Genomic DNA, 24,939 nt, shown 5'->3' on the forward strand with positions numbered 1-24,939 from the left:
GCCGGTCACAGCAGTTGTCCGTATCGTCGCATTCATATGGTCATGCCTCGCTTGCCCCACGGACGACGGCCTCGCGGCCGGGAACCGACCCCGGGCACGGAGCAGACCACCCGCCGGAACCACCACCAGCCGAGAAGGGCTGTCCGCCGATGCCTCTCCATCAGGGTTCGAACCACGGCAGGGAACAGTCCGCGGAGCGCCGCAGGCTCGCCCTCAACCCCTTTTTCGGGGAGGCGGACCCGACCGCGGGCATGACGTCCGCGCCGCCCAGGCACCAGCTGCCCGACGGTCCGCTGCCGCCCTCCACCGCGTACGGACTCGTCCATGACGAGCTGATGCTCGACGGCAACTCCCGGCTCAATCTCGCCACTTTCGTCACCACCTGGATGGAGCCCGAGGCCGGGGTGCTGATGGGCGAGTGCCGGGACAAGAACATGATCGACAAGGACGAGTACCCGCGCACCGCCGAGCTGGAGCGGCGCTGTGTGGCGATGCTCGCCGACCTGTGGAACGCCCCCGACCCGTCGACGGCCGTGGGCTGTTCGACCACCGGATCCAGCGAGGCCTGCATGCTCGCCGGCCTGGCGCTCAAACGACGCTGGGCGGCCAGGAACGCCGACCGCTACCCGGCGACCGCCCGGCCCAATCTGGTCATGGGCATCAATGTGCAGGTCTGCTGGGACAAGTTCTGCAACTTCTGGGAGGTCGAGGCCCGGCAGGTCCCGATGGAGGGCGGCCGCTTCCATCTCGACCCGCAGGCCGCCGCCGAACTCTGCGACGAGAACACCATCGGTGTCGTCGGAATCCTGGGCTCCACCTTCGACGGTTCGTACGAGCCCATCGCTGATCTCTGCGCCGCCCTGGACGCGCTGCAGGAGCGCACCGGGCTCGACATCCCCGTCCATGTCGACGGTGCGTCCGGGGCGATGGTGGCGCCGTTCCTGGACGAGGAGCTGGTGTGGGACTTCCGGCTTCCCCGGGTGTCGTCCATCAACACCTCCGGGCACAAGTACGGCCTGGTCTATCCGGGTGTCGGCTGGGCGCTGTGGCGCTCGCCCGCCGAACTTCCCGAGGATCTCGTCTTCCGGGTCAACTACCTGGGCGGCGACATGCCGACCTTCGCACTGAACTTCTCCCGGCCCGGAGCCCAGGTGGCGGCTCAGTACTACACCTTCCTGCGGCTGGGGCGGGAGGGCTACCGGGCCGTTCAGCAGGCGTCCCGCGATGTGGCGAGCACACTCGCCGCCCAGATCGAGAAGCTGGGCGACTTCCACCTCCTCACCCGGGGCGAGGAGTTGCCCGTCTTCGCGCTGACGACCACGCCCGATGTGCGGGCGTACGACGTCTTCGACGTGTCGCGCCGGCTGCGCGAGCACGGCTGGCTGGTGCCCGCATACACCTTCCCCGCCAACCGACAGGACCTGTCGGTGCTCCGGGTGGTGTGCCGCAACGGTTTCTCCTCGGACCTCGCGGAACTGCTCATGGAGGACCTGCGCCTGCTGCTGCCCGACCTCCGCTCCCAGCGGCATCCGCTGAGCCACGACCGGAACGTGCCGACGGCGTTCCACCACTGAGGCAGGGCCCGGCGGTTCCGGTGCCGTGACCGGCAATGTCTGCCCCATATCGTCCGGTGCGTGCGATCGCACGGCGGCCGGACGCCCTCGGATGGGGTCTCCCGTGCCGGACGCAACGAGCTTCCCGGCAAACCTTTCCGGTCGCAGCACTGGGGCGTGTGTCGGAAGTCCCGCCGTCCGCCCGAAGGGTGGGCCCGGCAGCGTCCGGTGCGTGCGATCGCAAGGCGGAGGGCCGTCCTCATACTGGGCGTATTCGGGCGTTCCGACAACGCAGCGAGGTGCCGTAACTGTCGTCGTGCGCCCGCCAGGGATTACGGGACAGCCCTTAGCCGCCGAGTCGGGCGAACCTCCGCACCGCCAGCGGGAAGAACACCGCGATCAGCGCCACCGGCCAGGCCACCGCGAGAAGTTCGGCATGGGCGGCCGCCCATGAACCTCCGGAGCCGCCGGGGTTGCCGAACAGCCCGCGGACCGCCGTGGCCGTCGCCGACATCGGGTTCCACTCGACGACCGCGCCCAGCCCGCCCGGCATCGACTCCGGTACCGCGAAGACGTTGGAGAGGAAGCCGATCGGCCAGACCAGAATCTGCACCGCCTGCACCATCTCGGGCCTCCCCGCCACCATCGCCAGCTGGATGCCGGTCCACAGCATCGCGAACCGCAGCAGCAGGAGCAGCCCGACCGCGCCCAGAGCCGCGGTGAGCCCGTTGTGCCAGCGCCAGCCGACCGCGTACCCGACGCCGATCATCACCGCGAGCGCCGCCACCGACTGGAGCATGTCCGCGACGCTCCTGCCGACCAGCACCGAGCCGGAGAACATCGGCATGGCGCGGAACCGGTCGATGACGCCCTTGGTGAGGTCCTGGGTGACCGCGAGCATGGTCGCCTCCAGGCCGAACGCCATGGTCAGCGCGAGCATGCCGGGCACGAGGAACTCGGCGTGGTCACCGTCGACGCCTCGGCCGCCGCCGACCAGATACGTGAACATCAGCAGCAGCATCACGGGAAAGGCCAGACCGACGACGATCCGCACCGGCTGCCGCACCCAGTGGGCGAGTTCGCGCCGGGTCATCGTCCACGAATCGGCCAGCACCCAGCCGGCCGCGCTCGTGCCGGCGCGCGCACCGATAGCACTCATGCGGCAACCTCCGTGTCCGCGCCCGTGAGCGCCATGAAGACCTCGTCGAGAGTGGGGCGGCGCACCGCGATGTCGTCCGCCTCGATCCCCGCCTCCTGCAGCGCCCGCACCGCACGGGTGAGTGTCGCCATCCGGTCCCCGGCGGGCGCCCCGATCAGCCGCCGGTCGGCGTCGAGAACCGCGCCGTCCGTCAGGAGCGCCGCAGCGGACTCCAGTTGGGATGCGTCACGGACGACGACATCGATACGGTCCCCGCCCACCCGCGCCTTCAATGTGTCGGCGGTGCCGTCCGCGACCACCCGGCCGCCGTCGATCAGCGAGATCCGGTCCGCCAGTTGGTCGGCCTCCTCCAGGTACTGCGTCGTCAACAGGACCGTCGTGCCCCCTCCGACCAGGGAGCGCACCGACGACCACACCTCGGCGCGGCCGCGCGGGTCGAGTCCGGTCGTCGGCTCGTCCAGGAAGAGCACCTCGGGGTCGGTGATGAGGGACGCGGCCAGATCGAGCCGTCGGCGCATACCGCCGCTGTACTTCTCGACCGGCTTGCGGCCGGTGTCCGCGAGCCCGAAGCGGGCCAGCAGTCCGTCGGCCCGTATGCCCGCCCGGCGTGCGCCCAGATGGTACAGCCGGCCGAACATCTCCAGGTTCTGCCGCCCGTCGAGCTGCTCGTCGAGGGCGGCGTGCTGCCCGAGCAGTCCGATCCGCCGCCGGACCTCACCGGCTTCGCTCCGTACGTCGAACCCGACCACCTCGGCCCGGCCCCTGTCGGGGCGGAGCAGCGTGGACAGGATGCGTACGGCCGTGGTCTTGCCCGCACCGTTGGGCCCCAGCACGGCGTGCACCGTGCCTCGGCCGACCGTGAGATCGAGGCCGTCCAGGGCGCGTCTGCCCTTGTACCTCTTGTGCACATCGTCGAGAACGATCGCGTCCGCCACCCTCGCCACACCCTCTCGTTTCCGCCGAAGGCCATCTAGTCAAACTTGACTAGATGGGGAAAGGTAACTGGATCCAACCCATTCGTCAAACTTAATCAGTCGAGATCCCCGGGATCCGGGACACCGGTCGCGTACGGGTTCTCCTCACCCTCGGCGAGTACCCCGACGAACGGATCACCCTCCCCCGCGAAGGTGTAGGCGCCGCCCTCGATCCGCTCGATCAGCCCCCGGGTCCACTCGGCCCCCGCATCCGCCGAGTGGACCCACATGTTCATGATCTCGCCGATGTGACCGAGCGACTCGGGCCCGTCCTCGGGCGTGTAGTACTCGGTGACCGAGGCCCGCCAGGCCGCCAGCCCCGCCACCCGCTCCTTGAGCAGCGCGACCGCTTCGGACCGTTCCAGGTCGACGATGAAGCCGATTCCCGCCGACAGCACGTCCATCTTCTGGTCGTACGAGGTCAGCGCCGCACGCAGCAGGGCGAGGTACTCCTCGGCGCCCTTCTCGGTGATCTCGTACTCGGTACGGGGCGGGCCGCCCGCGGTGCTCGGGGCGACCTCATGGGCGATCAGCAGCCCTTGCTTCGCCATCTGCTTCAGGGCGTGGTAGACCGACCCCGGCTTGGCGTTGGACCACTCGTGGGCGCCCCAGTACTCCAGGTCGTTGCGGACCTGATAGCCGTGCGCCCGGCCGTGCTGGCGCACGGCACCGAGGACCAGCAGCCGGATCGCGGACATCCCACCCACCCTTCCTATTCAACTTTGACTAGAATAGCCCGCCTCCTCGGCGACCAGTTCGAACGCGGTCCGGCCGTCCAGGGACTCCCGGATGATGTCCGCGTGCCCGGAGTGCCGGGCGATCTCCTCGACGAGATGGATCAGCAGCCAGCGCATCGAGCAGCGCTGGCCCTTCGGGAACCAGGGCGCCTCGGGCAGCGGGAACGTGTCGTTCATGCTCTCCACCGAGTGGATGAACCCCTCGGTCTCCGCCGCGACCTTCGCCCAGAACTCCAGCAACTGCGGGACCGTCTCGTCCCCGACCAGCCGGAAGCTGTCCGCCCAGGTCTCCTCGGTGCGGGCCTTCTCGTTGGGGCGCTGCTGGGCGAGGCGCAGCCAGTTCAGCTCGGTCTCCGCGACATGCTTGAGCAGCCCGGAGAGGGAGAGTTCACTGACGCTGGGCCGGCTCGCCGCCTGTTCCTCGGTGAGTCCGAGCAGCGAGCGCCGGATCGCGCCGCGCTGGGCCTCGACGAAGGAGAGGAGCGCACCGCGCTCGTCGCCGTGCGCCTCTGCGGGAACGTGAGTGACCATGATGTCCGCCCTTCGGGGCCGTTCGAGCCTGCGCTCGGTGTCTTCCTGACACCGACCAAGCTACGGACCCTTGCGGACAACTTCCGTCCTCAACAGGCGGGTGTCAGAGAGAGAATTCCGTCCGGCCGTGCTGGATCGAGATCCACTTCTGGGTGGTGAACGCCTCCACGGTGGCGTCGCCGTTCAGCCGCCCGGTCCCGGAGAACTTCTCGCCGCCGAACGCCACCATCGGGTCGTCCGCGATCGTGGAGTCGTTGACGTGGAACATTCCGGTGACGATGCGCTGCGCGAACCGCACCCCGCGCTCGGCGTTCCCGGTGTGCACGGCGCCACTCAGCCCGTACGGAGTGTCATTGGCGATCCGTACGGCCTCCTCCTCGCCGTCGAACGTCATCAGCAGCGCCACCGGACCGAAGATCTCCTGGGCGAGCAGCGGCGAGTCGTCCGGGAGCCCCGCGAGGACGGTCGGCTCGACGAGATTGCCGCGGGTACCGCCCCGAACGAGCGCCGTGGCACCTTCGGCGACCGCCTGGTCGACCAGCGCGGTCAGCGCGTCGGCCTGGAAGGTGTTGATGACCGGGCCGATCTGGGTTTCGGGGTCGCGCGGGTCGCCGGTCCTGAGCGCCGCCACCTTGGCGATGAACTTCTCGGTGAACTCGGGCGCGAGGGAACGGTCCACCAGGATGCGGTTGGCGGCCATGCAGACCTGCCCCTGGTAGACGAAGCGGCTGAAGACGGCCGCGTCGACCGCGTAGTCGATGTCCGCGTCGTCCAGCACCACCAGGGCGCTGTTGCCGCTGAGTTCGAGGATGGTCCGCTTGAAGAGTCCGCCCGCGGTCGCACCGACATGGCGGCCGACCCGGTCCGAGCCGGCGAAGGAGATCACCTTGGGCACGGGGTGCGCTATCAGCGCGTCGCCGATCTCGGCGATGTCGGTGACCAGGACGTTGAGGAGTCCGGCGGGCAGCCCGGCGTCCTCGAAGATCTTGGCGATCAGGCCGCCACCGACGACGGGAGCGTTCTGGTTGGGCTTGATGACGACCGCGTTGCCGAGCGCCAGGGCCGGTGCGACCGACTTCATCGACACCAGGAAGGGAAAGTTGAACGGGCTGATCACGCCTATGACGCCGACGGGCAGCCGGTAGACACGGTTCTCCTTGCCGTCCACCGGGGACGGCAGGATCCGCCCCTCGGGGCGCACCGCCTGCTGGATCGCCTCGCGCAGGAAGTCCTTGGCGCAGCCGATCTCGAACTCCGCCTTGAGCCGGGTGCCGCCCAGTTCGTCGTTGATCGCCCCGATGATGTCCTCGGTGCGCTCCTCGGTTATACGCAGGGCGCGTTCGAGGACGAGGCGGCGTTCGTAGGGGTTGGTGGTGGCCCAGACCCGCTGGGCGCGCTCGGCGGCTCGGTAGGCCTCGTCGACCTCCTGCGCGGTGGCGACGGTGATGGCGGCGAGCTTTTCCCCGTTGAACGGATTGAAATCGATGATGTCCCACGAGCCCGTGCCGGTCCGCCACTCACCGTCGATGTACTGGTTGGCCAGCTCGTTGAAGAAGGACATGCGATCCCTTACTGCAGGTGCAGACTCCCGTTGATACGTCATCGTACTGATGAATCAGGAGAGTTGGAGAAGGCCGCGGAGCAGATCACGACTCTCCTCGGGACCCGGACTGTCGTGGTGGAGTCGCGTCATCGCCTTTTCGTACTGGGCGACTTCCTCGGCCTTGTCCAGATAGAGCGCACTTGTCAGCTGCTCCAAATAGACAATGTCCGACAGATCGGATTCCGGGAATCGCAGCATCGTGAAGGAGCCGCTCTCTCCGGCATGCCCGCCAAAACTGAAGGGCATCACTTGAAGCGTGATGTTCGGCTGTTCCGACATCTCGATCAGATGCCTCAATTGCTCGCGCATCACCTCGCGTTCGCCGTACGGGCGGCGCAGTGCCGCTTCGTCCAGTACGGCATGGAAGCTCGGGGCACGTTCGGAGACGAGGACCTTCTGTCGCTCGAGCCGGAGCGCGACCCGGCGGTCGATCTCGGCGGCGGGGGCGCCGGACATGCCGCGGGAGACGACGGCGTGCGCATACGCCTCGGTCTGCAACAGGCCGTGGACGAACTGGACTTCGTAGATCCGGATGAGCGAGGCCGCCCCCTCCAGACCGATGTATGTCTGGAACCATCCTGGCAGCACGTCTCCGTAACTGTGCCACCAGCCCGCCACGTTGGCCTCGCGCGCCAGGCCGAGGAGCGAGTCGCGCTCCACCTCGTCCGTGACCCCGTAGAGCGTGAGCAGGTCCTCGACGTCCCTGGCCTTGAAGCTCACCCGTCCCAACTCCATGCGGCTGATCTTCGATTCGGAAGCGCGGATGGAGTAGCCGGCCGCCTCGCGGGTGATGCCGCGCGAGTCGCGCAGCCGCCTGAGCTGAGAGCCCAGCAGGATGCGCCGCACCACGGATCCACTCGACTCGCCTGCCACCACTGATCCAACCCTCCCCATCGCTTCCCGGGCATCGGGGCACCCCCTGAACCCCAAGTGCCGGATTCTGCCATCAAAACGCTTCAGCCCGTACTCATTCGATTACAGAAATGAGAAGACTTACAGAAAGCCATGAAACTACCGGCAGGAAGAAATGAGCAAGAACCGGCACGGGGTCGGACAGGTCCGGCGCGTGCACGTGCATCTGCCCTTGCATCTGCTCAGCGCATTCGGAACCATGGGCCCCGCGCACGTGCGTGTTCGTTCGTGTTGTGCCGCTGTACCACCGCAGTACCGCTACAGCCGCGAATCCCGGGAGTGCCTCGCATGGGGACGAATGGATCGACGATGCTCGGGCCGTTACGGCAGGGGCTTCCCCCCATCGATCCCTCAGCCGCCTCCGGATCAGCCACCTGCACCCTGCCGGCCCGGTACGAAGCCGTCGGTGGGGCCCGCCAGTTCACCAAGGCGACGCTGGCCCGGTGGGAGCTGAGCGACCGTTTCGACGACGTCGCCCTGGTCGTCTCCGAACTCGTCACCAACGCACTGCGGCACGCACTGCCCGAGGACGCCCCGAGGGACCCTCAGGAGGCTCCGGTGAAGCTGCACTTGATGCGCTGGTCCTCACGCCTGGTGTGCGCGGTGCGCGACCCCAGTCAGGCGAGTCCGGTGGCGTCCGAGGCGCCGGACTCGGCGGAGTCGGGCCGCGGCCTGTTCCTGGTCGAGTCGTTCAGTGACGGCTGGGGCTGGCACCCGTCCCCCGCACCGGGACCGGAGCATCCGCCCGCGGGCTCGCAGGCCCTGCGCGGCAAGGTGGTCTGGGCTCTGTTCCGGCTCTCCGACACCGTCTGACGCACGAATCCCGGCGCGGCGTTCCGCGCGCAAGGCCTGCGTTTTCCGCCCGTACGGCGGTCAGCCGCCCGCTATCAGGTGATCGAACTCCCCGTCCTTCACGCCGAGCAGCAGCGCCTCTATCTCGGCCGGCGTATAGACCAGGGCGGGCCCGTCGGGGTGGCGTGAATTCCGCATCGCCACACCCCCGTCGGGCAACTTGGCGAACTCCACGCAGGATCCCTGGGAGTTGCTGTGCCTGCTCTTCTGCCAGACGACTCCGCGAAGCTCTGTGGCGGCCATGCCGTTGTACACGTGGTGCACAGGACGCTCCCGAGTTGCAAGGTGCAAGTGTCAACTGGTTCGGATCATAGCTGTGTTCATATGCCGATGCATGAGCAGATGCACGTGCACGCGGGGTGTTCTCTTGATTACAGCTTTACCTTCGCCCGTCTGCCCGCTCTCCGGAGAGATAGACGGTCGGAGCGTCTATTTGGCTCCCGGCAGCAGGAGTTGCCCCGCAAATCGATCCGCACACCCTGGTAACTTTGGGCGGTCTTTCATCAACAAGGGGGAATTCCAGGTGCACCCACTCGTACGAACCGGCGCCGTCGTCGCGGGTCTGGCCGTCGCGGTCGCACTGACGGGTTGCGGCAGTGACAGCGGGAAGAGCGACTCGGACACCGGCGCTGCCGACGGGCCCACCTCGGCACCCGCCGCCGGCGGCGACAGCGGTTCCGCGGGAGACGCCGCGGCGCTCGACGGGACGTGGGCCGGGGTGACCGACGGCAAGGCCGTCGCCCTGTCCGTCACCGCCGGCAAGGCCGCGCTCGTCGCCGACGCCCACGTCTGCTCGGGCGAGGTGAAGGACATGGGCAAGGTGATGCTGGCACTGAAGTGCACCGACGGCGACACCGCCCGCACCATGGGAACCATCGCGTCCAACGACGGCAGGACGATCGTCGTGGAGTGGGACGCCGGCAGCAAGGACACGCTGGCCAAGACGGAGCCGGGTGCACTGCCGACGGGACTGCCGGGCCTGCCCACCCCCTGACGCGGGAGCGGTGCCGGGCCGGTCAGCTCCGTCCGGCACCGCTCGTCCCGGGCCGGTCGCCCGCGCCGGTGTCCAGCGCCCGGGAGAACTCCTCCAGGGACTCCAGCAGCAGATCGGCTCCGTTCCGTACGACCGGATCGGATGTTCGCCCGCGCCGCTCGTCCTCCTCGTCCCACCGCTCCAGCGCCTCACGGACCGCCTCCCAGCGCGGTGCGCGGCGCTCCCGCACGTCCTTCGCGCCCTGCTCGGTGGCCCGGCGCAGTGCGTCGGCGAGCTGCGCGGCGGCGGGGACGGGGGTGGCATCACCCTCCGGCAGATGCGCCTCCATCAGCATCGCGGCCCGGCCCAGCTGGGCGAGGGCGTGCTGGGCGTCCTCGGCGGCCGTGCGGGAGAGGCCGCGGTGGCGCACGGGTTCGTGCTGGGCCCTCGCGACCGCCTCCTGCCAGGCCACACGGGCTTCGCGGGAGACGAGCAGCGCGGCGCGGACGTCCTCGGGGCCGCGCTCCGCCGGATCCGCGTACTGGTCGACGGCGCTGGCGGCGTACCGCCCGTCGGCCGCCAGCCAGTCGCCGAGCCGGTTGCGCAGCCGAGGGGTTTCCCAGGCCGGGTAGACGGCATACGAGATCATCGCGAGGAGCCCGCCCACCAGGGTGAGGACGACGCGTTCGCCCACGGTCTGCGACCAGGCTTCGCCCGCCATGCCGAGCAGGAAGACGACGTACGCGGAGACGCACGCCTGGCCGACCACGTACCCGGTGCGCATCAGGAGGTACATCAGCAGGGCGCAGACGATGGCGAGCGCGGCGGCGGGACCCGCACCGGGGTGGGTGGCCTGGACGATGGCGGTGGCGACGAAGACCCCGACGATCGTGCCGCCGAACCGGCCCGCGGCTCGGGCGTACGTCTGGGAGAACTCCGGCCGCATCACCATGACGGCGGCCATCGGCGCCCAGTAGCCGTGACCGAACGGCAGGGCGGCGCCGATGAGATAGCCGACGGCGACGACGACGGTGACCCGGACGGCGTGCCGCAGGATCGGCGAACCGGGGCGCAGTTCGGCGCGCATCGCCCGCAGGACGACGGGCACCAGCCGCAGCAGGGTGGGCCGGCGGCGGTGCGGGGCGATCGTGTCGGCCGCTTCGTCGGCCTCCGCCCGGTCCTCCTTCGTCCCGTCGCCCTCGGCGGTCTCGATGACATCGGCGAGGAGCGCGCTGAGGCGGCTTGCGGCACGGCGCGCGGCTCCGGTGAGGATCGTCCTGGTGTCGGGGGTCCTCAAGGCGGCGACGGCGGGGGCGGGGAGGTGCATCGGGGTGCCGTGCCGGATGGCGCGGGCCGCGGCGTCCAGTACGGAGGCTGCGGCGGCGAGAAGCTCCCGGACCCGGTCGCGTTCCGGACCTTCGACGGTTGCGCCCACCGCCGGGTCCGCGAGCGAGGCGAGCACCGGCCTGATCCGTTCGGCGAGGCCGCGGGAGCCGTGCAGCTCGGCGGGGCGGTGGCGGGCCTGGCGCGGGGTGACGGCGGCGGCGCTGCGGGCGGTCATCAGCGGGACCGGGTCGAACTCGGCGACCGGGTCGTGGCGCAGCCTGCGCGCGTAGTCGGCCTCCGCCGCCAGTGCGTCGGCGAGGGCGTCGCGCTGGGCGCCCCATCTGCGTACCGGAAACAGGACGATCAGCGCCGCCTGGACGACCCCGCCGAACGCGATCATCACGGCGTGTACGGCCGCCTGGGCGACGGAGGTGGGGAGGGTGATCGTGACCAGCATGATGCCGACGTTGGACGCGGCGATGATGCCGCCCGTCGGCCCGGCCGCCCAGGTCAGCCCGGCCAGGAACGTCCAGAGGACCAGCAGGGCCAGGAACAGCGGAAGATGGGCGCCGGTGAGATAGCCGAGGAACGTCGATACCGCGAGACTCGCACCGGAGACCAGGGCCAGGACGGGCCGGGGGCGCCAGCTGCGCTGGAAGGTGGCGATGGCCGCCTGGAACGCGCCGAACGCGGAACTGGCGGCGACCACCGGCCCGAAGAAGGCGAGGCCGACCCCGATGACCAGGGCGAGTCCGGCCGCACCACGGATCGCGATGAGCGGTTCGAGGCGCCGCCGCTCGATCGTCAGCCCCGAGCGGGCGGTCTCTCTCAGTGCCCGGAGCCAGCTCATGGACCGAGCCTAGCCGGAATGCCCCTTATGGGGATTTCCGGCCATCCGGTCGCAGCACTGGGGCGTGTGTCGGAAGTCCCGCCGTCCGCCCGAAGGGTGGGCCCGGCGGCGTCCGGTGCGTGCGTGCCAGGCGTCGCGGGGCAGGCGGGACTGCCGACACACGCCCTAGCGGGGACCGTCGATGCCCGGCCGCCGCTCGCCCATCCGGGCCCGGTCGGCGGCGGCCGTGCCGTGCGCCCAGCCCTCGCCGTCCGTCACTCCGCGCACCCGGGTACTGGTCGTCCGAGGGAACATCCGGTCCGCGGCGTCCGTGACCGCCACATCCCGCGCCGCCAGGACCGGCAGCAGATCGTCGTCGTCGGCAACTCCCTCCGAGACCGAGGCCGCGGTCACCCGGGCGGTGTCGGACGCCAGGCGCGCACCCAGCCGCTGGACGTACGCCATCAGGAAGGACTGCCGGAACGTCTTGGTCCGCTTGCGTCCGCCGGCCCGCTGGCCCGCCTCCGCCTTCGCCATCGCCGCCGTGCCCTGGACCAGCAGGGAGGTGTACAGCAGCTCCACCGCCTCCAGGTCCGGCTCGAAGCCGACGACCGTCGAGAAGCCGAACTCGCTGTTCCACACGGCACGGCAGCGGTTCGCGGAGGCGACGGCGTCGAGCAGGATCGCCTTCGCCGTCTCGTACGGGGCATCGACCCCGATCCGGCAGGCGCCCGGCGCCTCCTTGCTGTGCGTACGGGCGGCGAGGAGGGCCTCGTCGATGGAGTGCCGGGCCATCAGCTCCTGTGCCTTGGTGGTGAGGGCCTCCGCCTCCTCCGGGAACCCGGTCGCCTCCGCCTTCGCGAGCAGCGCGCGGATCCGGGTCAGCATGCGGGGTTCGTCGTGCGCGGGCGGCAGATCGAGCAGGCGGCCCGGGGCGCCGGGCGGCGGTCCGACCGGCTCGATCGAGGGCAGCCGGAGGAACAGCCGGTAGAGACCGAGGAGGGCGGAGGCGTACGAGAACCGGTCGGGCCGGTTCCGCGGCGGCGGCGCGGGCAGCTCGGCCAGCTGGGACCGCCAGCGGGGCGGCAGCTGCTCGTACCGGCCGGTCTCCGCGGTGATCAGCCCGGCGGCGAGCCCGGCCCCCGTCTCGTCGAGTTCGCGGCGGACGATCCGTACGACATCGGCGGGCTGCCAGCCACGCTCCCAGGCGCGGCGGACGAATTCCTCTCCGCGCCGGACCAGTTCCGCGTCGGCGGCCGGATCGGCGGCGAGGAGGGAGGCACCGGTGTCGAGACCGGCGTCGCCGTCCGAGTAGAGGGCTGCCGCGAATGCCTGGTCGATCACCGGTTCCATGAGGTCAGGGTAGGCAGGGCGGCGCGGCGGGGTAGGCCTGGCCCTACCCCGGAGACGGGTTCTGGTGGTCGTGTCCGGAGGTTCCGCACGCGGTTCGATCGAAGACATGACCTCCACTGCTGCCGCCGACGCGGTACGGCTCCGCTCCGTACGACGCTCGTACGGGAACCTCGATGCCCTCGGCGGCGTCGACCTCACCGTCCGCCCCGGCACCTTCACCGCCGTCATGGGGCCCTCCGGCTCCGGCAAGTCGACGCTCCTGCACTGCGCGGCCGGGCTCGACCGGCCGACGTCCGGCACGGTCGAGGTAGGCGGGACGGCGCTGACCGGGCTCAGTGAGCGCCGGCTGACACTGCTGCGCCGGGACCGGATCGGTTTCGTCTTCCAGTCGTTCAACCTGGTCCCCTCGCTGACCGCCGCCCAGAACGTGGCGCTGCCGCTGCGGCTCGCGGGACGCCGGCCGTCCCGTACCGAGGTGCGCGCCTCACTCGCGCGGGTCGGACTCGCCGACCGGGCGGACCACCGGCCCACCGAACTCTCCGGTGGCCAGCAGCAACGGGTGGCACTGGCGCGGGCCCTGATCACCCGGCCCGCGGTGCTCTTCGGGGACGAACCGACCGGCGCACTGGACACCGCGACGAGCCAGGAGGTGCTGGTGATGCTGCGGGAACTGGTGGACCGGGAGGGACAGACGATCGTGATGGTCACGCATGATCCGGTGGCGGCGGCGTACGCGGACCGGGTGGTCTTCCTGGTCGACGGACATGTCGCGGACGACCTGACCGGACTCTCCGTGGAACGGATCGCGGCCCGGACGACCGCAGCGCGCCCGAGCGCGGCCCGTACGGACACTGCGATCGGGGATCGCGCGGAGGCGGCATCGTGCTGACCCTCGCCCTGGCCGCGCTGCGGACCCGCTGGACCGCTCTCATCGGCACCTTCGTCGCGCTCGCGCTCGGCGCGGGGCTGACCGCGACCATGGGGCTGGGACTCGCCTCGACCTTCGACGCGCCGGACCGGAAGCCGCAGCGATTCGCCGCGTCGCCGGTGGTGGTGAAGGGCATCGACACGCTGACCGTGCGGGTCCGACGCGGACCGTCCACCGCTCACGTCACCAGGAGACTCGCTCATCCACACCCTGTGGATATCAAACTCCTGCGCGACCTGGCGGCGCTCGGACCGGTGGCCCGCGACGGACAGGACGTCGGCGGCGGCCCGGACGCCGTGGGCGTGGACGCCCCCGTCGCCGAGGTCCGCCGCGTCGTGGGCGACCGAGCGGAGGTCCTCACCGGCGACGAACGCCGCCGCGCCGACCCGGTGACCGCGCGGGACGCCGAGGCCCTGTCGGCCGTGAACGCCCTGCTCGGCACGGCGGGCTCCGTCGCCGCGTTCGTCTCGGTCTTCGTCGTCGCGTCGACGTTCGCCTTCGCGGTGGCACTGCGCCGACGTGAGTTCGGTCTGCTGCGCACGGCGGGCGCCACCCCCGGCCAGCTGCGGCGACTGCTGCTGGTGGAGGCGACCCTGGTCGGCACCCTCGCCTCGGCGGCCGGATGCGCACTGGGCGACCGGGGCGCACCGCACCTCGCCCGGCTGCTGGTGGACGGCGGGATGGCGCCCTCCTGGTTCACCATCCGCCCCACGGCGTGGCCGCTCCACGCGGCGTTCTGGACCGGCCTGACCGTGGCACTGACCGGCGTCTGGGCGGCGTCTCGACGGGCAGGCAGGACCGGTCCGGCCGAGGCGCTGCGCGAGGCCGACATCGATGCGGGCGTGCTGCCACCCGTGCGTCGGCTACTGGGCTTCGCGCTGCTCGCGGGGGCCGGGTTCCTGATGACGAAGTCGCTGGTCACAGACCCGTCCGGGCTGCTGAAGCGGAAAACGTACATGACACAGCCGATGGTGCTGATCACCGGTGTCGCCCTGCTCGCGCCGCTGCTCGTACGCCCTGTGACCCGGCTGCTCCGGCTTCCCGGGGCGACCGGAATGCTCGTACGGGCCAATGCGGCGGCGTCCCTGCGCCGTACGGCCGCCGTGGCCGCTCCGGTACTGATCGCGGTGGCGCTGGCCGGCTCGGTGCCGGGTTCCGCGATGACGGTGGCCCGGGCGAGGGGCGCCGAGGCGCGCGAGCACACCCGGGCCGATCTGGTCGTGACGGGCGCGGACCTCGAGGTGCGGCGGATCCCCGGGGCGTTGCTGTCCGCGTCCGCGTCGACCGCGGTCTTCGTACGGGAGGAGGACACCGCGCTCATCGAGTCGGAGGCGCGGGCCGTCGACGACGCGAAGACGCTCGCGGCCGTCGAGCGGCTGCCGGTGGTGGCGGGCGATGTCCGTGACCTCGACGACCGTTCGATCGTCGTGAACGAGGAATGGGAACAGCACACGGTGGGCGCGACGGTACGGGTATGGCTCGGCGACGGCCGCCCGGTGTCGCTGCGGATCGCGGCGGTGCTGGCCATCGGTACGGGGAACAACGGCGCGTACGTCACGGCGGTGAACGCACCGACGGCTCCGGTGGACCGCATCGACGTACGCCTCACCCCCGGCGCGGACAGGGCGGCGGTCGCCGCCGCACTGCACGGCACCGGTGGCACAGTGCGGTCGACGCAGCAGTGGCTGGCCGCCACACATCCGCGCTCGAGCCCACAGACGCGGCTCGGCCTGCTGGTGGTGCTGGGCATCGCCCTCGTCTACACGGCGATCGCGCTCGCCAACACACTGCTGATGGCGGGATCCGTACGGTCCGCGGAGCTGGGCGCACTGCGGCTGGCCGGGGCGACCCGCACGCGGGTCCTCGGGATCGTCGCCGGGGAGACGCTGCTCGCGGTGGCACTGGGGGCGGCGCTCGGCATGGCCGTGACCGCGGTCAACCTGGCAGGACTGGGCGCCGCACTCGCCTCACTGTCCGCACCGGTGACGGTGTCGGTGGAGTGGCCGGTGGTGGGAGCTGCGGCCGAGGTGTGCGCGGTGGTGGCGGTGGCGGTGGCGATGCTCCCGCGGGCCGTACGGCGCCGGTGAACCGGAGCGCGGGTCGGCGCGGGCTGTGACTGCTGAACATCACGGCCATCGCGGTGATCACGACGATCGGCACGATCACGGTGAGCGCCGGTCCGACCGGGTTGCGGTGGCCGTACACAGCGGTTGGTGCCCCCGCCTGCTGGTGCCCCACCTGCTGTGGCCGGAGACGGGCCCGCAGTCGCAATCGGTGTCCCTGCCGTGCCTGTCGCGGCTACTGATCAACAGCGCTGCCGAAGCGCCCCGGCCTGCGAACCGCCTCTGTGTCCGGGCGAGTTCGCGGGCAGCTCAGGGCAGAAGCACGAGATCCCCGTACGCGACCCGCCTCGCTCACCTCGTGGGCCCGGAATACCTGTCCCGTCCAGCCGACCGGAGCCTGCGGTCGACCGGGTCGGCCCCGGCGGCGCCGTGAACGAACCCGGGCGTCGGAACCGCCCTCCAGCCGGCCCCGCCCCGCTGTCAGTCCCACCTGCCAGACTCACGCACATGACCGAACGCTGGGCTCTGGCCACCACAGAGACCGGCGGCGCCCGCCTCACCCCTCTGACTGCCGGCGGCCTCCCCGCCGCCCCGGTTCTGACCGAACCCGACCTCGTGGAGGCAGTCCGTTCCCGCCCGGACGTCATCCGCTGGGTCTGGCGGTCGACCGCCGAGATCTATCCCCGCCTGCTCGACGCGGGCGTACTGATCGACCGCTGCTACGACATCGAGGCAGCCGAGTCCCTCCTCCTCGCACACGAGGGCCGGCTCGGCGAACCCCGCTCCGCCGCGGCCGCCCACGCCCGCCTCCGTAACGCCCCCGTACCCCCCGATCCCCCCTCCCGCGCCGCGGAGCCCGGCTCGCAGTCCTCCCTCTTCGAGCCGCAGTCCGGCACGGACGTCCCCTTCGATGCGCTCCTCCAGGTGTACGCGGAGCAGCTCCGCCGCCACGACGCCACCGCCCACCCCGGCCGCATGCGTCTGCTGACGGCCGCCGAGTCGGCCGGAATGCTGGTCGCCGCCGAGATGAACCGGGCCGGCCTGCCCTGGCGGGCCGACGTGCACCGGGATGTCCTGCACGACCTGCTGGGCGAGCGGTACGCCGGTGGCGGCGAACCCCGCCGGCTCGCCGAGCTGGCCGAAGAGGTGTCCACGGCGTTCGGCCGTCGGGTCCGCCCGGACCTCCCCGCCGATGTGGTCAGGGCGTTCGCGCAGGCCGGGATCAAGGTGAAGTCGACCCGCCGCTGGGAGCTGCAGGAACTGGACCACCCGGCGGTGAAGCCGCTGATCGAGTACAAGAAGCTGTACCGGATCTGGACGGCGCACGGCTGGAGCTGGCTCCAGGACTGGGTGCGCGACGGCAGGTTCCGCCCCGAGTACCAGCCGGGCGGCACCGTCAGCGGCCGCTGGACCACCAACGGCGGCGGGGCGCTGCAGATCCCCAAGGTGATACGGCAGGCGGTCGTCGCCGACGAGGGCTGGCGGCTGGTCGTCGCCGACGCCGACCAGATGGAGCCGAGAGTTCTGGCCGCGATCTCCCGCGATCCCGGCCTGATGGAGGTCGCCGGCCATGACGGCGACCTCTACACGGCGCTGTCGGACCGCGCCTTCCACGGCGACCGCGACCACGCCAAGCTGGCGCTGCTGGGAGCGATCTACGGCCAGACCTCGGGCGACGGCCTGAAGAACCTCGCGGCGCTGCGACGACGCTTCCCGCTCGCCGTGGCGTATGTCGACGACGCGGCGAAGGCGGGCGAGGAGGGCCGTCTCGTACGGACCTGGCTGGGCCGGACCAGTCCGCCGGCGGCCGGGAGCGGCGACGACGACGAGGCCGGCATCCCGCAGGAGAGCGACGAGCAGCCCTCCGTGGAGGGCGAGTTCACGCCGGGCTACGCCTCGACGAACGCCCGGGCGCGCGGCCGCTTCACCCGTAACTTCGTGGTGCAGGGCAGCGCCGCCGACTGGGCGCTGTTGTTCCTGGCCGCGCTGCGCCGGTCCCTGGCCGCCGCCGGTCTCCGGGCCGAACTGGTCTTCTTCCAGCACGACGAGGTGATGGTGCACTGCCCCGAGGAGGAGGCCGAGGCAGTCGTGAAGGCGATCCGGGCCGCCGGTGACCTGGCGGGGCGGACCGCCTTCGGCAGGACGCCGGTGCGCTTCCCTTTTACGACGGCGATCGTGGAACGCTACTCCGACGCCAAGTAGCAGAGCTCACCCGTCGGGGTGCTCGGCCTCGTCCGTCCCGGGCTCGCCCTTCCCCAAGGGGTGCGTGGGCCGCGTCGGCTGCGTGGGCTGCACTGTCTCCACGGGCGGAACGACACGCCCTGTACCCGCACCCGGCCCGCCGAACCCGCCGAACCCGGCCAGCCCGTGGTCGTAATGCACGGCCCGCAGATGCTGATGCCGGTGCCGGGCATTGAGCAGATGGATGACGTACGCCGCCAGCGCGATCATCGCCAGGACGACCGCCACGGTGATCAAGGTGTCCATGAGAGACGGCCCCCTTCGCGCGCGCAGGCCGAGACTTCTTCAGGCTACTCCGCGAGCCGCCTGCGCAGGGCGCCGACCGAACGGGGAAAACGCCCCGGACCAGGAACGTTTCCCTTCCGGCCCGGACCGGGGCGCGCCCCGCGTCCCGGTGCATCGCCCGGGCACCGGGGGCATGCCCGCGCAGTGGTGGTGCACGGCTGATGCTCCGGTCGTGGTCGCTGGTGCCGACCCCGGGGGTTCCGCGATGCCCGGCGCCGACGAACCCGGACCGGCTGCTGCCGCGCCTGATGGGGAAGCCGATGAAGCAGCTCCCGGAGCCGCTCGTGCGGTACGCGTCGCCGCCCCGCGGATCGGTGAACGTCCGCGTCTTCTCGCTCGCCTGCGGAACTCTCCTCGGCTGCGGGGCCATTGCCGAAACCGTGGCCGCGCACATGCCGCCTTCCGGAGATCCCGCTCCCCTCCACTTCGCGTCATGGGCCCCTGTGACCGGCGGCGATAGGCTCCGCGCATGGCCACGACCGAGCGCGAGATCACCGAGCCCGTCGACCTCTGCCGCCCCGACGGGAGGCTGAACCCGGCGGCCGTCGGGTGGTCCCGGCGCCCCCTGCACCGGGCGAATCTGCGCGGCTGGGGCCGGACCAAGCGGTGGGAGTACTGGTGCGTGACCACGCCCACCCATCTCGTCGCGCTGACCGTGAGCGATCTCGACTTCCTGGCGCTGAACACGGTGTACGTGCTCGAGTACGGGGCGGGCGGCCGCGAGACCGAACGCACCGCGATCGTCCCGGGAGGCCGCGGCGTCCACCTCCCGCAGACGATCGCCGGGGCTCCCGCACCCACCGGCGGAGGGTCCACGGACACCGTGGTCGGCCCGGAACGCCCCACCGGCGCCGCGGTCAGGATCGAGATCCGCGAGGAACCCGGCGGCACCCGCCTCCGGGCGCGCTGCCTGACCCGGCAGAAGGAACCCGTCGAGGTCGACCTCTTCGCCGCCCTGCCCACCGGCCACGAAACGCTCTCCGTCGTCGTGCCCTGGAGCGAGCGCCGCTTCCAGTACACGTCCAAGCACACCGCACGCCCCGCCTCCGGCACGGTCCGGATCGGCACGCGGGTCCTGGAGTTCGGCGCCGACGGCGACGCCTGGGCCACCCTCGACCACGGCCGGGGCCGCTGGCCGCGCTCGGTCGACTGGAACTGGGGTGCCGCCTCGGGCCGTACGGACGGCCGGACCGTCGGCCTCCAGTTCGGCGGGCGCTGGACACAGGGCACCGGTTCCACTGAGAACGCGCTCTGCGTGGACGGCCGGCTCAGCAAGATCGGCGAGGAGCTGGAATGGCGCTGGAGCCCCACGGACCACCTGGCCCCGTGGACGCTCCGTACCCCCGGGAGCTCCCAGGTCGACCTGGCCTTCACCCCGTTCCACAACCGCTCCACCCGCACCGACGCCGGCCTGCTCGCCAACCGCACCGATCAGTGCTTCGGCCACTACAACGGCCGGATCAGGGACGACCGGGGCCAGGACATCGTCGTCGAGCAGCTCCTCGGCTGGACGGAGGACGTCCATATGCGCTGGTGATCTCCCCGGCGTCCGGCCACGGCAGTAGGTTCCCCTCATGCGAATAGGCCACCTGCTGGGCACGGGACGATCTGCCGATGTGTATGCGATGGACGAGGCGTGGGTCCTGCGCCGCTACCGCGACAGCAGTGACGCCAGACCGGAGTTGGCCGTGATGTCGTACCTCTCGGCCTTCGGCTACCCGGTCCCCCGCCTCGGCCCGAGCCCGGCCGCCGCCACCCCCTCCGACCTCGTACTGCAACGCCTGACCGGCCCGACCATGCTCGAGTCCCTGCTCTCCGGCGCACTCACCGGGGACGAGGGAGCAGCGATCCTCGCCGGTCTCCTCACCGACCTTCACACGATCCCGGCCAGGCTCTCCTCGGAGCCCGAGGACCGGATCCTCCACCTGGACCTGCACCCGGACAACGTGATGCTGACGCCCGACGGCCCGGTGGTGATCGACTGGCGGACCGCCACGGAGGGGCCACCCGCCCTCGACCGGGCGATGTCGTCGCTGGTCCTGGCCCAGGTGGCGGTCGACCGCGCCTCCCCGCTGGCCACGGGCGCCCGCTCCCTGCTCACCGCACTGCTTCCCCACCTCGCCGACCAGGGCGGCATCCCGGACGCCCAGCTGGCCCAGGCGGTCTGCCGCCGCGCGGCGGACCCGAACCTGACGCAGGACGAACGGGAGTTCATCGACGAAGCGGCCGGCCTGATCAGCGCGTGGGCCGGATGAGCATCGGTCCGGCGACCGGTCGCCGCGAGGGGGACGGCGGTCTCGATGTGCCGGACGCCGGAGTACCCAAGGCCACGGGTGAGCCCCTCTCAAGGGCCGCAGCAGGCCCTCCTCGTCCTACAGCGGTCGCGCGAATGTCTCCTCGAAGACCGCGGTGATCAGACTGCGGACGTCCTCACCGCTCATCCCCTCCTCGTGCGCCCGGCGCATCCAGTCCGCGAGCCCGGCACGCAACGGGGAGTCGGCGCCGGTCCGGGGCTCGGCCAGGGAGTGCGTGATGAACGTTCCCGCGCCCTGGCGGACCTCGACGAGACCGGCCCGTTCCAGTTCCCGGTACGCCTTCAGCGTGGTGTTCGGGTTCACTTTGGTGGCCGCGGCCACCTGTGCCGCGGTGGGCAAGCGGTCGCCCACGGCCAACACGCCCATGCGCAAGGCCTGTTCGACCTGCCGAACGATCTGCAGGTAGGTGGGGACGCCGCAACGGCGATCAATGCGGAACGCCATCACTTCGCTCACTTCGCTCCCCCCTTCCTGCCGTTCCTGTCCTCCCGCACCGCGGCGGACGGCGTCCTCCGCGTGCAGCGCCCTTCCAGCCTATGCCGCCGCCGGGTACGGACGACGGTCCGCGAACCGGTGCCGGGAGAAGGCCCGGCATGCTCTCTGCCTCGCGGTTCACAACGGACGTCGGCCCACCCGGACCACGATGAAGGCGATCAGCAGCGCGCTGAGGCCTCCCAGGATTCCGGCCCCGGTCCACTGCATGGCCGGCATCTGGTCGTAGCCGAAGTACTCGACCGTGGCGTTGACGATGCCCTTGTCGGCGAGGCACGCCTCGTACTTCTCCTCCTGGACACAGGTGCCGTAGCCGAAGAGCTCCCCGGAGGCGGTGCTGACCCAATTGTCCACCTGGACCGCGTCCGAGAGCGTCGCCGGGAACTCGGCGTCGATCGGGTAGGAGATCCGGCGCGGGGTGGCCAGCTCGGGCCGGACGAACGACCAGGCGACCTGCGTCACGACGGCGAAGAGGAACGTGCCGACCATGGCGGCCAGGACCCGGCGTGCCATCAGTCCGATCGCGATCCCGCCGACGGCGGTGAACAGGGTGAGCGCGGCGAGCATCGGCCCGGTGCTGTCGAACACCGTGCCCTGCATCCAGTCCCCCTCGCCGAACACACGGACCGCCCGCCACCACGTGAACAAGGAGCCGAGGACGATCGTGGGCAGCAGAACCAGAATCAGACCGGTGCCCAGCTTGTAGCTCAGCCACCGCTTGCGTGGCACGGACTGCGTGGTGGCCAGCTGCGCCGTGCCCTGCTCCTGATCGGAGGCGATCAACGGGGCGCCGCAGAAGACCCCGAGGACCACGGGCAGCGCACTCAGAATGGGCACGGTCTTCTCAAGCTTCGAGTGGATCGCCAGGACCACGCCGCTGTCGACCTTGTCGGCGGACCTGCCCGGCCAGCCGGCGCCGCGCACGGCGTCCAGCGAGGCGGCACGCTGGTAGACGAGCCAGACGGCGCCCAGGACGGTGAGCGCCGCCACCATCAGGAACATGGCGCGATGCTGACGGAACATCAGCCAGGCAAGTCCGCGCATCCGCAGCGGGCCCCTCCTGCTGCCGGTGGTACCGGCCGGGGTGTGGGTGAGAGTGCTCATGCCGCACGCTCCGCTCGCCGGTCGGGCTGGGCGGTGGGGGTGAGCAACGGCGGCGCTTCGGGCGAACGGAGATAGGCGAGCAAGATCTCTTCCAGACTTGGTTCCATCGACCGCCAGTCGCCGCGCACGGGACCCTCGGTCCGTATCAGGGCGTTGAACTGGCGACCCGTCGTACGGGTCTCGACCACGGTGTGGAGCGCCGGCCCGGCGGGAAGCTCCCCGGACTCCCCCACCGCTCCGGTGACCAGCTTGTGGCGCGCCATCAGCTCGTCCGTCTCACCGGCCATCCGGATCCGCCCGCCGGAGACGACCAGCAGGTAGTCGCACATGTCCTCAACTTCGGTGAGCATGTGGGACGACATCAGTACGCTCGTGCCGCGCTCGGCGGCCTCGGCCATCAGCAACGCGCTCATCTCGTCCCTGGCGAGCGGATCGAGATCGGCCATCGGCTCGTCCAGCAGCAGCAGGTCGGGCCGCTTGCCGAAGGCGAGCGCGAACGCCACCCGGGTGCGCTGCCCGCCGGACAGGGTGCCGATCCGGGCATGCAGCGGAACATCGCCGGCCCGCACGATCCGCTCGGCCGCCGCCTGGTCCCAGCGAGGGTTGAGTTCCTGCCCCGTCCTGAGCGTCTCGGCGACGGTGAAGCGCTTGAACAGCGCCTTCTCCTGGCCGAGGAAGGCGTATCGCGGCATGACGCCGGGAGAGTCCACCGGCACCCCGAACATGCGCAGTTCGCCCGTCGTGCCCTGCACCAGCCGGGTTGCAATGCCCAACAAGGTGCTCTTTCCCGCCCCATTGGGCCCCACCAGTCCACAGATCCGTCCGGCGGGCAGCCTGAACGAGCAGTCCTGAAGCGCCCATCCGCGCCGGTACTTCTTCCCCAGCCCCTGCGCCTCAAGGGCCCACGGGCTCCCGGCGGTGTCCGGAGTGGTCATGTCGGGCACACCCTCCCTCAGATTCAACTAGTCAACTAGTGGAATCATGGTCTTGGCCGTTCGCGACTGTCAACCGCCGCCGGGCCGGACCCCGCGCCCGACTCCGCATGCGCCCACGGCCACGGACGTCTCGGCCCCGGCGCCCGAGGCGGGTGCCGGCCTCGTCCGGACATGAAAGAACCCCAGGTCACGTTGAGTGACCTGGGGTTTCCCCGAACCGCCTCCGGGATTCGAACCCGCGACCCTCCGCATGACGGGTTCGTCAGCGATCAGTCGCCACTGCCTCTGAGAAGTACGCCCGGTCCGTCGCCTCCGGATCGGAGACGTGCAAGAGGTTCCCCAGCAGCCGGTTCAGGACGTCGTGCGGCGCTTCATCGGCTGCTCGCACAGACCCGGAGCGCACATACGGTGGCTCCCGGTGCCCCATATCGACCCGCAAGCGTCAGTCGTCGCTGACGACTCCGATGTCGATACGTTGCTCTGCCGGGAGCCTAGCCAGTTGCCGAGATGGGTGTCACTCGGGTCGATGGACGTCTCCACCGGCGGTGTGGCTCTCACCGGTTGTCTGGTGTATTAGTTAGCTTCCTCCTTATTTGTCCATAGTCAAGAGCAGAAGCGAAAAAGATTCACCACGGATGGGGCGGCGTACGCCGACGCGGTGTCGGAGTACGCCGCCCCGGAGTGGGACGAGCTGCGCGCCGCGGCCCGTGAGCTGCCGACCCCTACTTCGGGTCGCGATTGAACAGCGACTTGGACCAGACGTGGCCGAGCACGGCCAGCCCCACGCACCAGGCCACGGCCAGCCACCCGTTGTGGCCGATCTCGGTGCCGAGCAGCAGCCCGCGCAGCGTCTCGATGGCCGGGGTGAACGGCTGGTACTCGGCGATCGGCTGGAACCAGCCCGGCATCGCGTCGACCGGCACGAACGCGCTGGAGATGAGCGGCAGGAAGATCAGCGGCAGGGCGTTGTTGCTGGCCGCCTCGGCGTTCGGGCTGGACAGACCCATCCCGACCGCGATCCAGGTGAGCGCCAGGGCGAACAGTGTGAGCAGGCCGACCGCCGCGACCCACTCCAGGACGGTGGCATCCGTGGCCCGGAACCCGATCGCCACGGCGACGGCTCCGACGAGGACCACGCTCATCACGCACTGCAGCACGCTGCCGACGACGTGCCCGATGAGCACCGACTCGCGGTGGATCGCCATCGTGCGGAATCGGGCGATGATGCCCTCGGTCATATCCGTGGCGACGGACACCGCGCTGCCGATCGTGGTGCCGCCGATGGTCATCAGCAGGATCCCCGGGACGAGGTACGCGATGTACTCGGACCGGTCGGCACCGCCGTCGCCGATGCCCGCGCTCATCACATCGCCGAAGATGTAGACGAAGAGCAGCAGCAGCATGACCGGGGTGAGCAGCAGGTTCAGCGTCATGGACGGGTAGCGCCGTGCGTGCAGCAGGTTGCGGCGCAGCATCGTGGACGAGTCGCGTACGGCGAGGGAGAGGGAGCTCATCGGACGTCCTCCTTGGGCTGGTTGGGGACGTCGGTTCCGCCGGTCAGGGCGAAGAAGACGTCGTCGAGGTCGGGGGTGTGCACGGTCAGCTCGTCGGCCTCGATGCCGGCGGAGTCCAGCCAGTCGAGGATGGAACGCAGCTCGCGCTGACTGCCGTCGCTGGGGATCTGCAACGACAGCGCCTCGTCGTCCCGGGAGGCCTCGCGCAGCGCGGAGGCGGCCGACTGGTACGCGGCCGGGTCGGAGAACCGCAGCCGCAC

General features: G+C 70.8%; 22 protein-coding genes and 1 pseudogene. 8 read left to right on the top strand and 15 right to left on the bottom strand.

Annotation, left to right across the window (positions count from 1 at the left end; translation table 11 throughout):
• The first annotated feature begins 149 nt into the window (after positions 1–149).
• Positions 150–1,574: a glutamate decarboxylase gene (locus ACFU6I_RS13570; RefSeq protein ID WP_384364972.1), complete on the top strand. Its 1,425-nt coding sequence runs from the start codon at positions 150–152 to the stop codon at positions 1,572–1,574.
• A gap of 325 nt (positions 1,575–1,899) precedes the next feature.
• On the opposite strand, the gene ACFU6I_RS13575 is transcribed toward ACFU6I_RS13570, so the two are convergent.
• The 6 genes from ACFU6I_RS13575 to ACFU6I_RS13600 all read right to left on the bottom strand — a co-directional run bounded on the left by ACFU6I_RS13575 (position 1,900) and on the right by ACFU6I_RS13600 (position 7,451).
• Positions 1,900–2,712: an ABC transporter permease gene (locus ACFU6I_RS13575; protein ID WP_384364975.1), complete on the bottom strand. Its 813-nt coding sequence runs from the start codon at positions 2,710–2,712 to the stop codon at positions 1,900–1,902.
• Positions 2,709–3,647 carry an ATP-binding cassette domain-containing protein gene (locus ACFU6I_RS13580; protein ID WP_384364978.1) on the bottom strand — a complete coding sequence of 313 codons (939 nt, stop codon included), beginning with the start codon at positions 3,645–3,647 and terminating at the stop codon, positions 2,709–2,711. Before ACFU6I_RS13580 ends, ACFU6I_RS13575 begins: the two co-directional genes overlap by 4 nt.
• A 95-nt stretch (positions 3,648–3,742) precedes the next feature.
• Entirely contained in the window at positions 3,743–4,384 is a 642-nt protein-coding gene (locus ACFU6I_RS13585; RefSeq protein WP_384364982.1) for a PadR family transcriptional regulator, read from the bottom strand.
• Between the two features lie 18 nt (positions 4,385–4,402).
• Positions 4,403–4,954: a DinB family protein gene (locus ACFU6I_RS13590; RefSeq protein ID WP_384364985.1), complete on the bottom strand. Its 552-nt coding sequence runs from the start codon at positions 4,952–4,954 to the stop codon at positions 4,403–4,405.
• Between the two features lie 103 nt (positions 4,955–5,057).
• Positions 5,058–6,515 carry an aldehyde dehydrogenase family protein gene (locus tag ACFU6I_RS13595; protein WP_384364988.1) on the bottom strand — a complete coding sequence of 486 codons (1,458 nt, stop codon included), beginning with the start codon at positions 6,513–6,515 and terminating at the stop codon, positions 5,058–5,060.
• A 54-nt stretch (positions 6,516–6,569) separates the two neighbouring features.
• On the bottom strand, positions 6,570–7,451 hold the full coding sequence (locus ACFU6I_RS13600) for a helix-turn-helix domain-containing protein (protein ID WP_384364991.1): 882 nt from the start codon (positions 7,449–7,451) through the stop codon (positions 6,570–6,572).
• 306 nt (positions 7,452–7,757) lie between these two features.
• Here ACFU6I_RS13600 and ACFU6I_RS13605 point away from each other — a divergent pair, with 306 nt between their 5' ends.
• On the top strand, positions 7,758–8,282 hold the full coding sequence (locus ACFU6I_RS13605; protein ID WP_384364994.1) for an ATP-binding protein: 525 nt from the start codon (positions 7,758–7,760) through the stop codon (positions 8,280–8,282).
• 60 nt (positions 8,283–8,342) lie between these two features.
• On the opposite strand, the gene ACFU6I_RS13610 is transcribed toward ACFU6I_RS13605, so the two are convergent.
• Positions 8,343–8,585 (bottom strand): DUF397 domain-containing protein, encoded by a 243-nt coding sequence (locus ACFU6I_RS13610; RefSeq protein ID WP_384364997.1) that lies wholly within the window; start codon positions 8,583–8,585, stop codon positions 8,343–8,345.
• Between the two features lie 259 nt (positions 8,586–8,844).
• Between ACFU6I_RS13610 and ACFU6I_RS13615 the strand changes: the two genes are divergently transcribed.
• Complete coding sequence (locus ACFU6I_RS13615; RefSeq protein ID WP_384365000.1) at positions 8,845–9,315, top strand: hypothetical protein; 471 nt, start codon at positions 8,845–8,847, stop codon at positions 9,313–9,315.
• Between the two features lie 22 nt (positions 9,316–9,337).
• Here the strand turns inward: ACFU6I_RS13615 and ACFU6I_RS13620 are convergent, their stop codons facing one another.
• Positions 9,338–11,470 carry an FUSC family protein gene (locus ACFU6I_RS13620; protein WP_384365003.1) on the bottom strand — a complete coding sequence of 711 codons (2,133 nt, stop codon included), beginning with the start codon at positions 11,468–11,470 and terminating at the stop codon, positions 9,338–9,340.
• Between the two features lie 165 nt (positions 11,471–11,635).
• On the bottom strand, positions 11,636–12,802 hold the full coding sequence (locus ACFU6I_RS13625) for a DUF2786 domain-containing protein (RefSeq protein ID WP_384365006.1): 1,167 nt from the start codon (positions 12,800–12,802) through the stop codon (positions 11,636–11,638).
• A 106-nt stretch (positions 12,803–12,908) separates the two neighbouring features.
• On the opposite strand from ACFU6I_RS13625, the gene ACFU6I_RS13630 reads away from it, so the two are divergent.
• The 3 genes from ACFU6I_RS13630 (at position 12,909) to ACFU6I_RS13640 (ending at position 17,995) form a co-directional block, all read left to right on the top strand.
• On the top strand, positions 12,909–13,691 hold the full coding sequence (locus ACFU6I_RS13630; RefSeq protein ID WP_384365009.1) for an ABC transporter ATP-binding protein: 783 nt from the start codon (positions 12,909–12,911) through the stop codon (positions 13,689–13,691).
• Positions 13,685–15,817 carry an FtsX-like permease family protein gene (locus ACFU6I_RS13635; RefSeq protein WP_384365012.1) on the top strand — a complete coding sequence of 711 codons (2,133 nt, stop codon included), beginning with the start codon at positions 13,685–13,687 and terminating at the stop codon, positions 15,815–15,817. The genes ACFU6I_RS13630 and ACFU6I_RS13635 overlap by 7 nt, the downstream gene beginning before the upstream one ends.
• 483 nt (positions 15,818–16,300) lie before the next feature.
• Complete coding sequence (locus ACFU6I_RS13640) at positions 16,301–17,995, top strand: bifunctional 3'-5' exonuclease/DNA polymerase (RefSeq protein ID WP_384365015.1); 1,695 nt, start codon at positions 16,301–16,303, stop codon at positions 17,993–17,995.
• A gap of 6 nt (positions 17,996–18,001) precedes the next feature.
• Here the strand turns inward: ACFU6I_RS13640 and ACFU6I_RS13645 are convergent, their stop codons facing one another.
• A complete protein-coding gene (locus tag ACFU6I_RS13645) occupies positions 18,002–18,280 on the bottom strand; it encodes a hypothetical protein (protein ID WP_384365018.1) in 279 nt (92 codons plus the stop codon).
• 508 nt (positions 18,281–18,788) lie between these two features.
• Here ACFU6I_RS13645 and ACFU6I_RS13650 point away from each other — a divergent pair.
• Together ACFU6I_RS13650 and ACFU6I_RS13655 are read left to right on the top strand one after the other, a co-directional pair.
• Entirely contained in the window at positions 18,789–19,856 is a 1,068-nt protein-coding gene (locus ACFU6I_RS13650) for a DUF2804 domain-containing protein (RefSeq protein WP_384365021.1), read from the top strand.
• Positions 19,857–19,893: 37 nt separating this feature from the next.
• Entirely contained in the window at positions 19,894–20,574 is a 681-nt protein-coding gene (locus ACFU6I_RS13655) for a phosphotransferase (protein WP_384365024.1), read from the top strand.
• A 117-nt stretch (positions 20,575–20,691) separates the two neighbouring features.
• Here the strand turns inward: ACFU6I_RS13655 and ACFU6I_RS13660 are convergent, their stop codons facing one another.
• From ACFU6I_RS13660 to ACFU6I_RS13680, 5 genes and pseudogenes are all read right to left on the bottom strand, one after another.
• Positions 20,692–21,078, bottom strand: a complete 387-nt coding sequence (locus ACFU6I_RS13660; RefSeq protein WP_384365039.1) for a GntR family transcriptional regulator — start codon at positions 21,076–21,078, stop codon at positions 20,692–20,694.
• A gap of 168 nt (positions 21,079–21,246) precedes the next feature.
• Complete coding sequence (locus tag ACFU6I_RS13665) at positions 21,247–22,230, bottom strand: ABC transporter permease (RefSeq protein WP_384365027.1); 984 nt, start codon at positions 22,228–22,230, stop codon at positions 21,247–21,249.
• A complete protein-coding gene (locus tag ACFU6I_RS13670) occupies positions 22,227–23,174 on the bottom strand; it encodes an ABC transporter ATP-binding protein (protein ID WP_384365030.1) in 948 nt (315 codons plus the stop codon). The genes ACFU6I_RS13665 and ACFU6I_RS13670 overlap by 4 nt, the downstream gene beginning before the upstream one ends.
• A 713-nt stretch (positions 23,175–23,887) precedes the next feature.
• Complete coding sequence (locus tag ACFU6I_RS13675) at positions 23,888–24,679, bottom strand: ABC transporter permease (RefSeq protein WP_384365033.1); 792 nt, start codon at positions 24,677–24,679, stop codon at positions 23,888–23,890.
• Positions 24,676–24,939: pseudogene (locus tag ACFU6I_RS13680) on the bottom strand (ABC transporter); the annotation flags it as partial. The pseudogene ACFU6I_RS13680 and the gene ACFU6I_RS13675, both read right to left, overlap by 4 nt.

Source organism: Streptomyces sp. NPDC057486 (assembly GCF_042802415.1).
GTDB classification, from domain to species: domain Bacteria; phylum Actinomycetota; class Actinomycetes; order Streptomycetales; family Streptomycetaceae; genus Streptomyces; species Streptomyces yanii.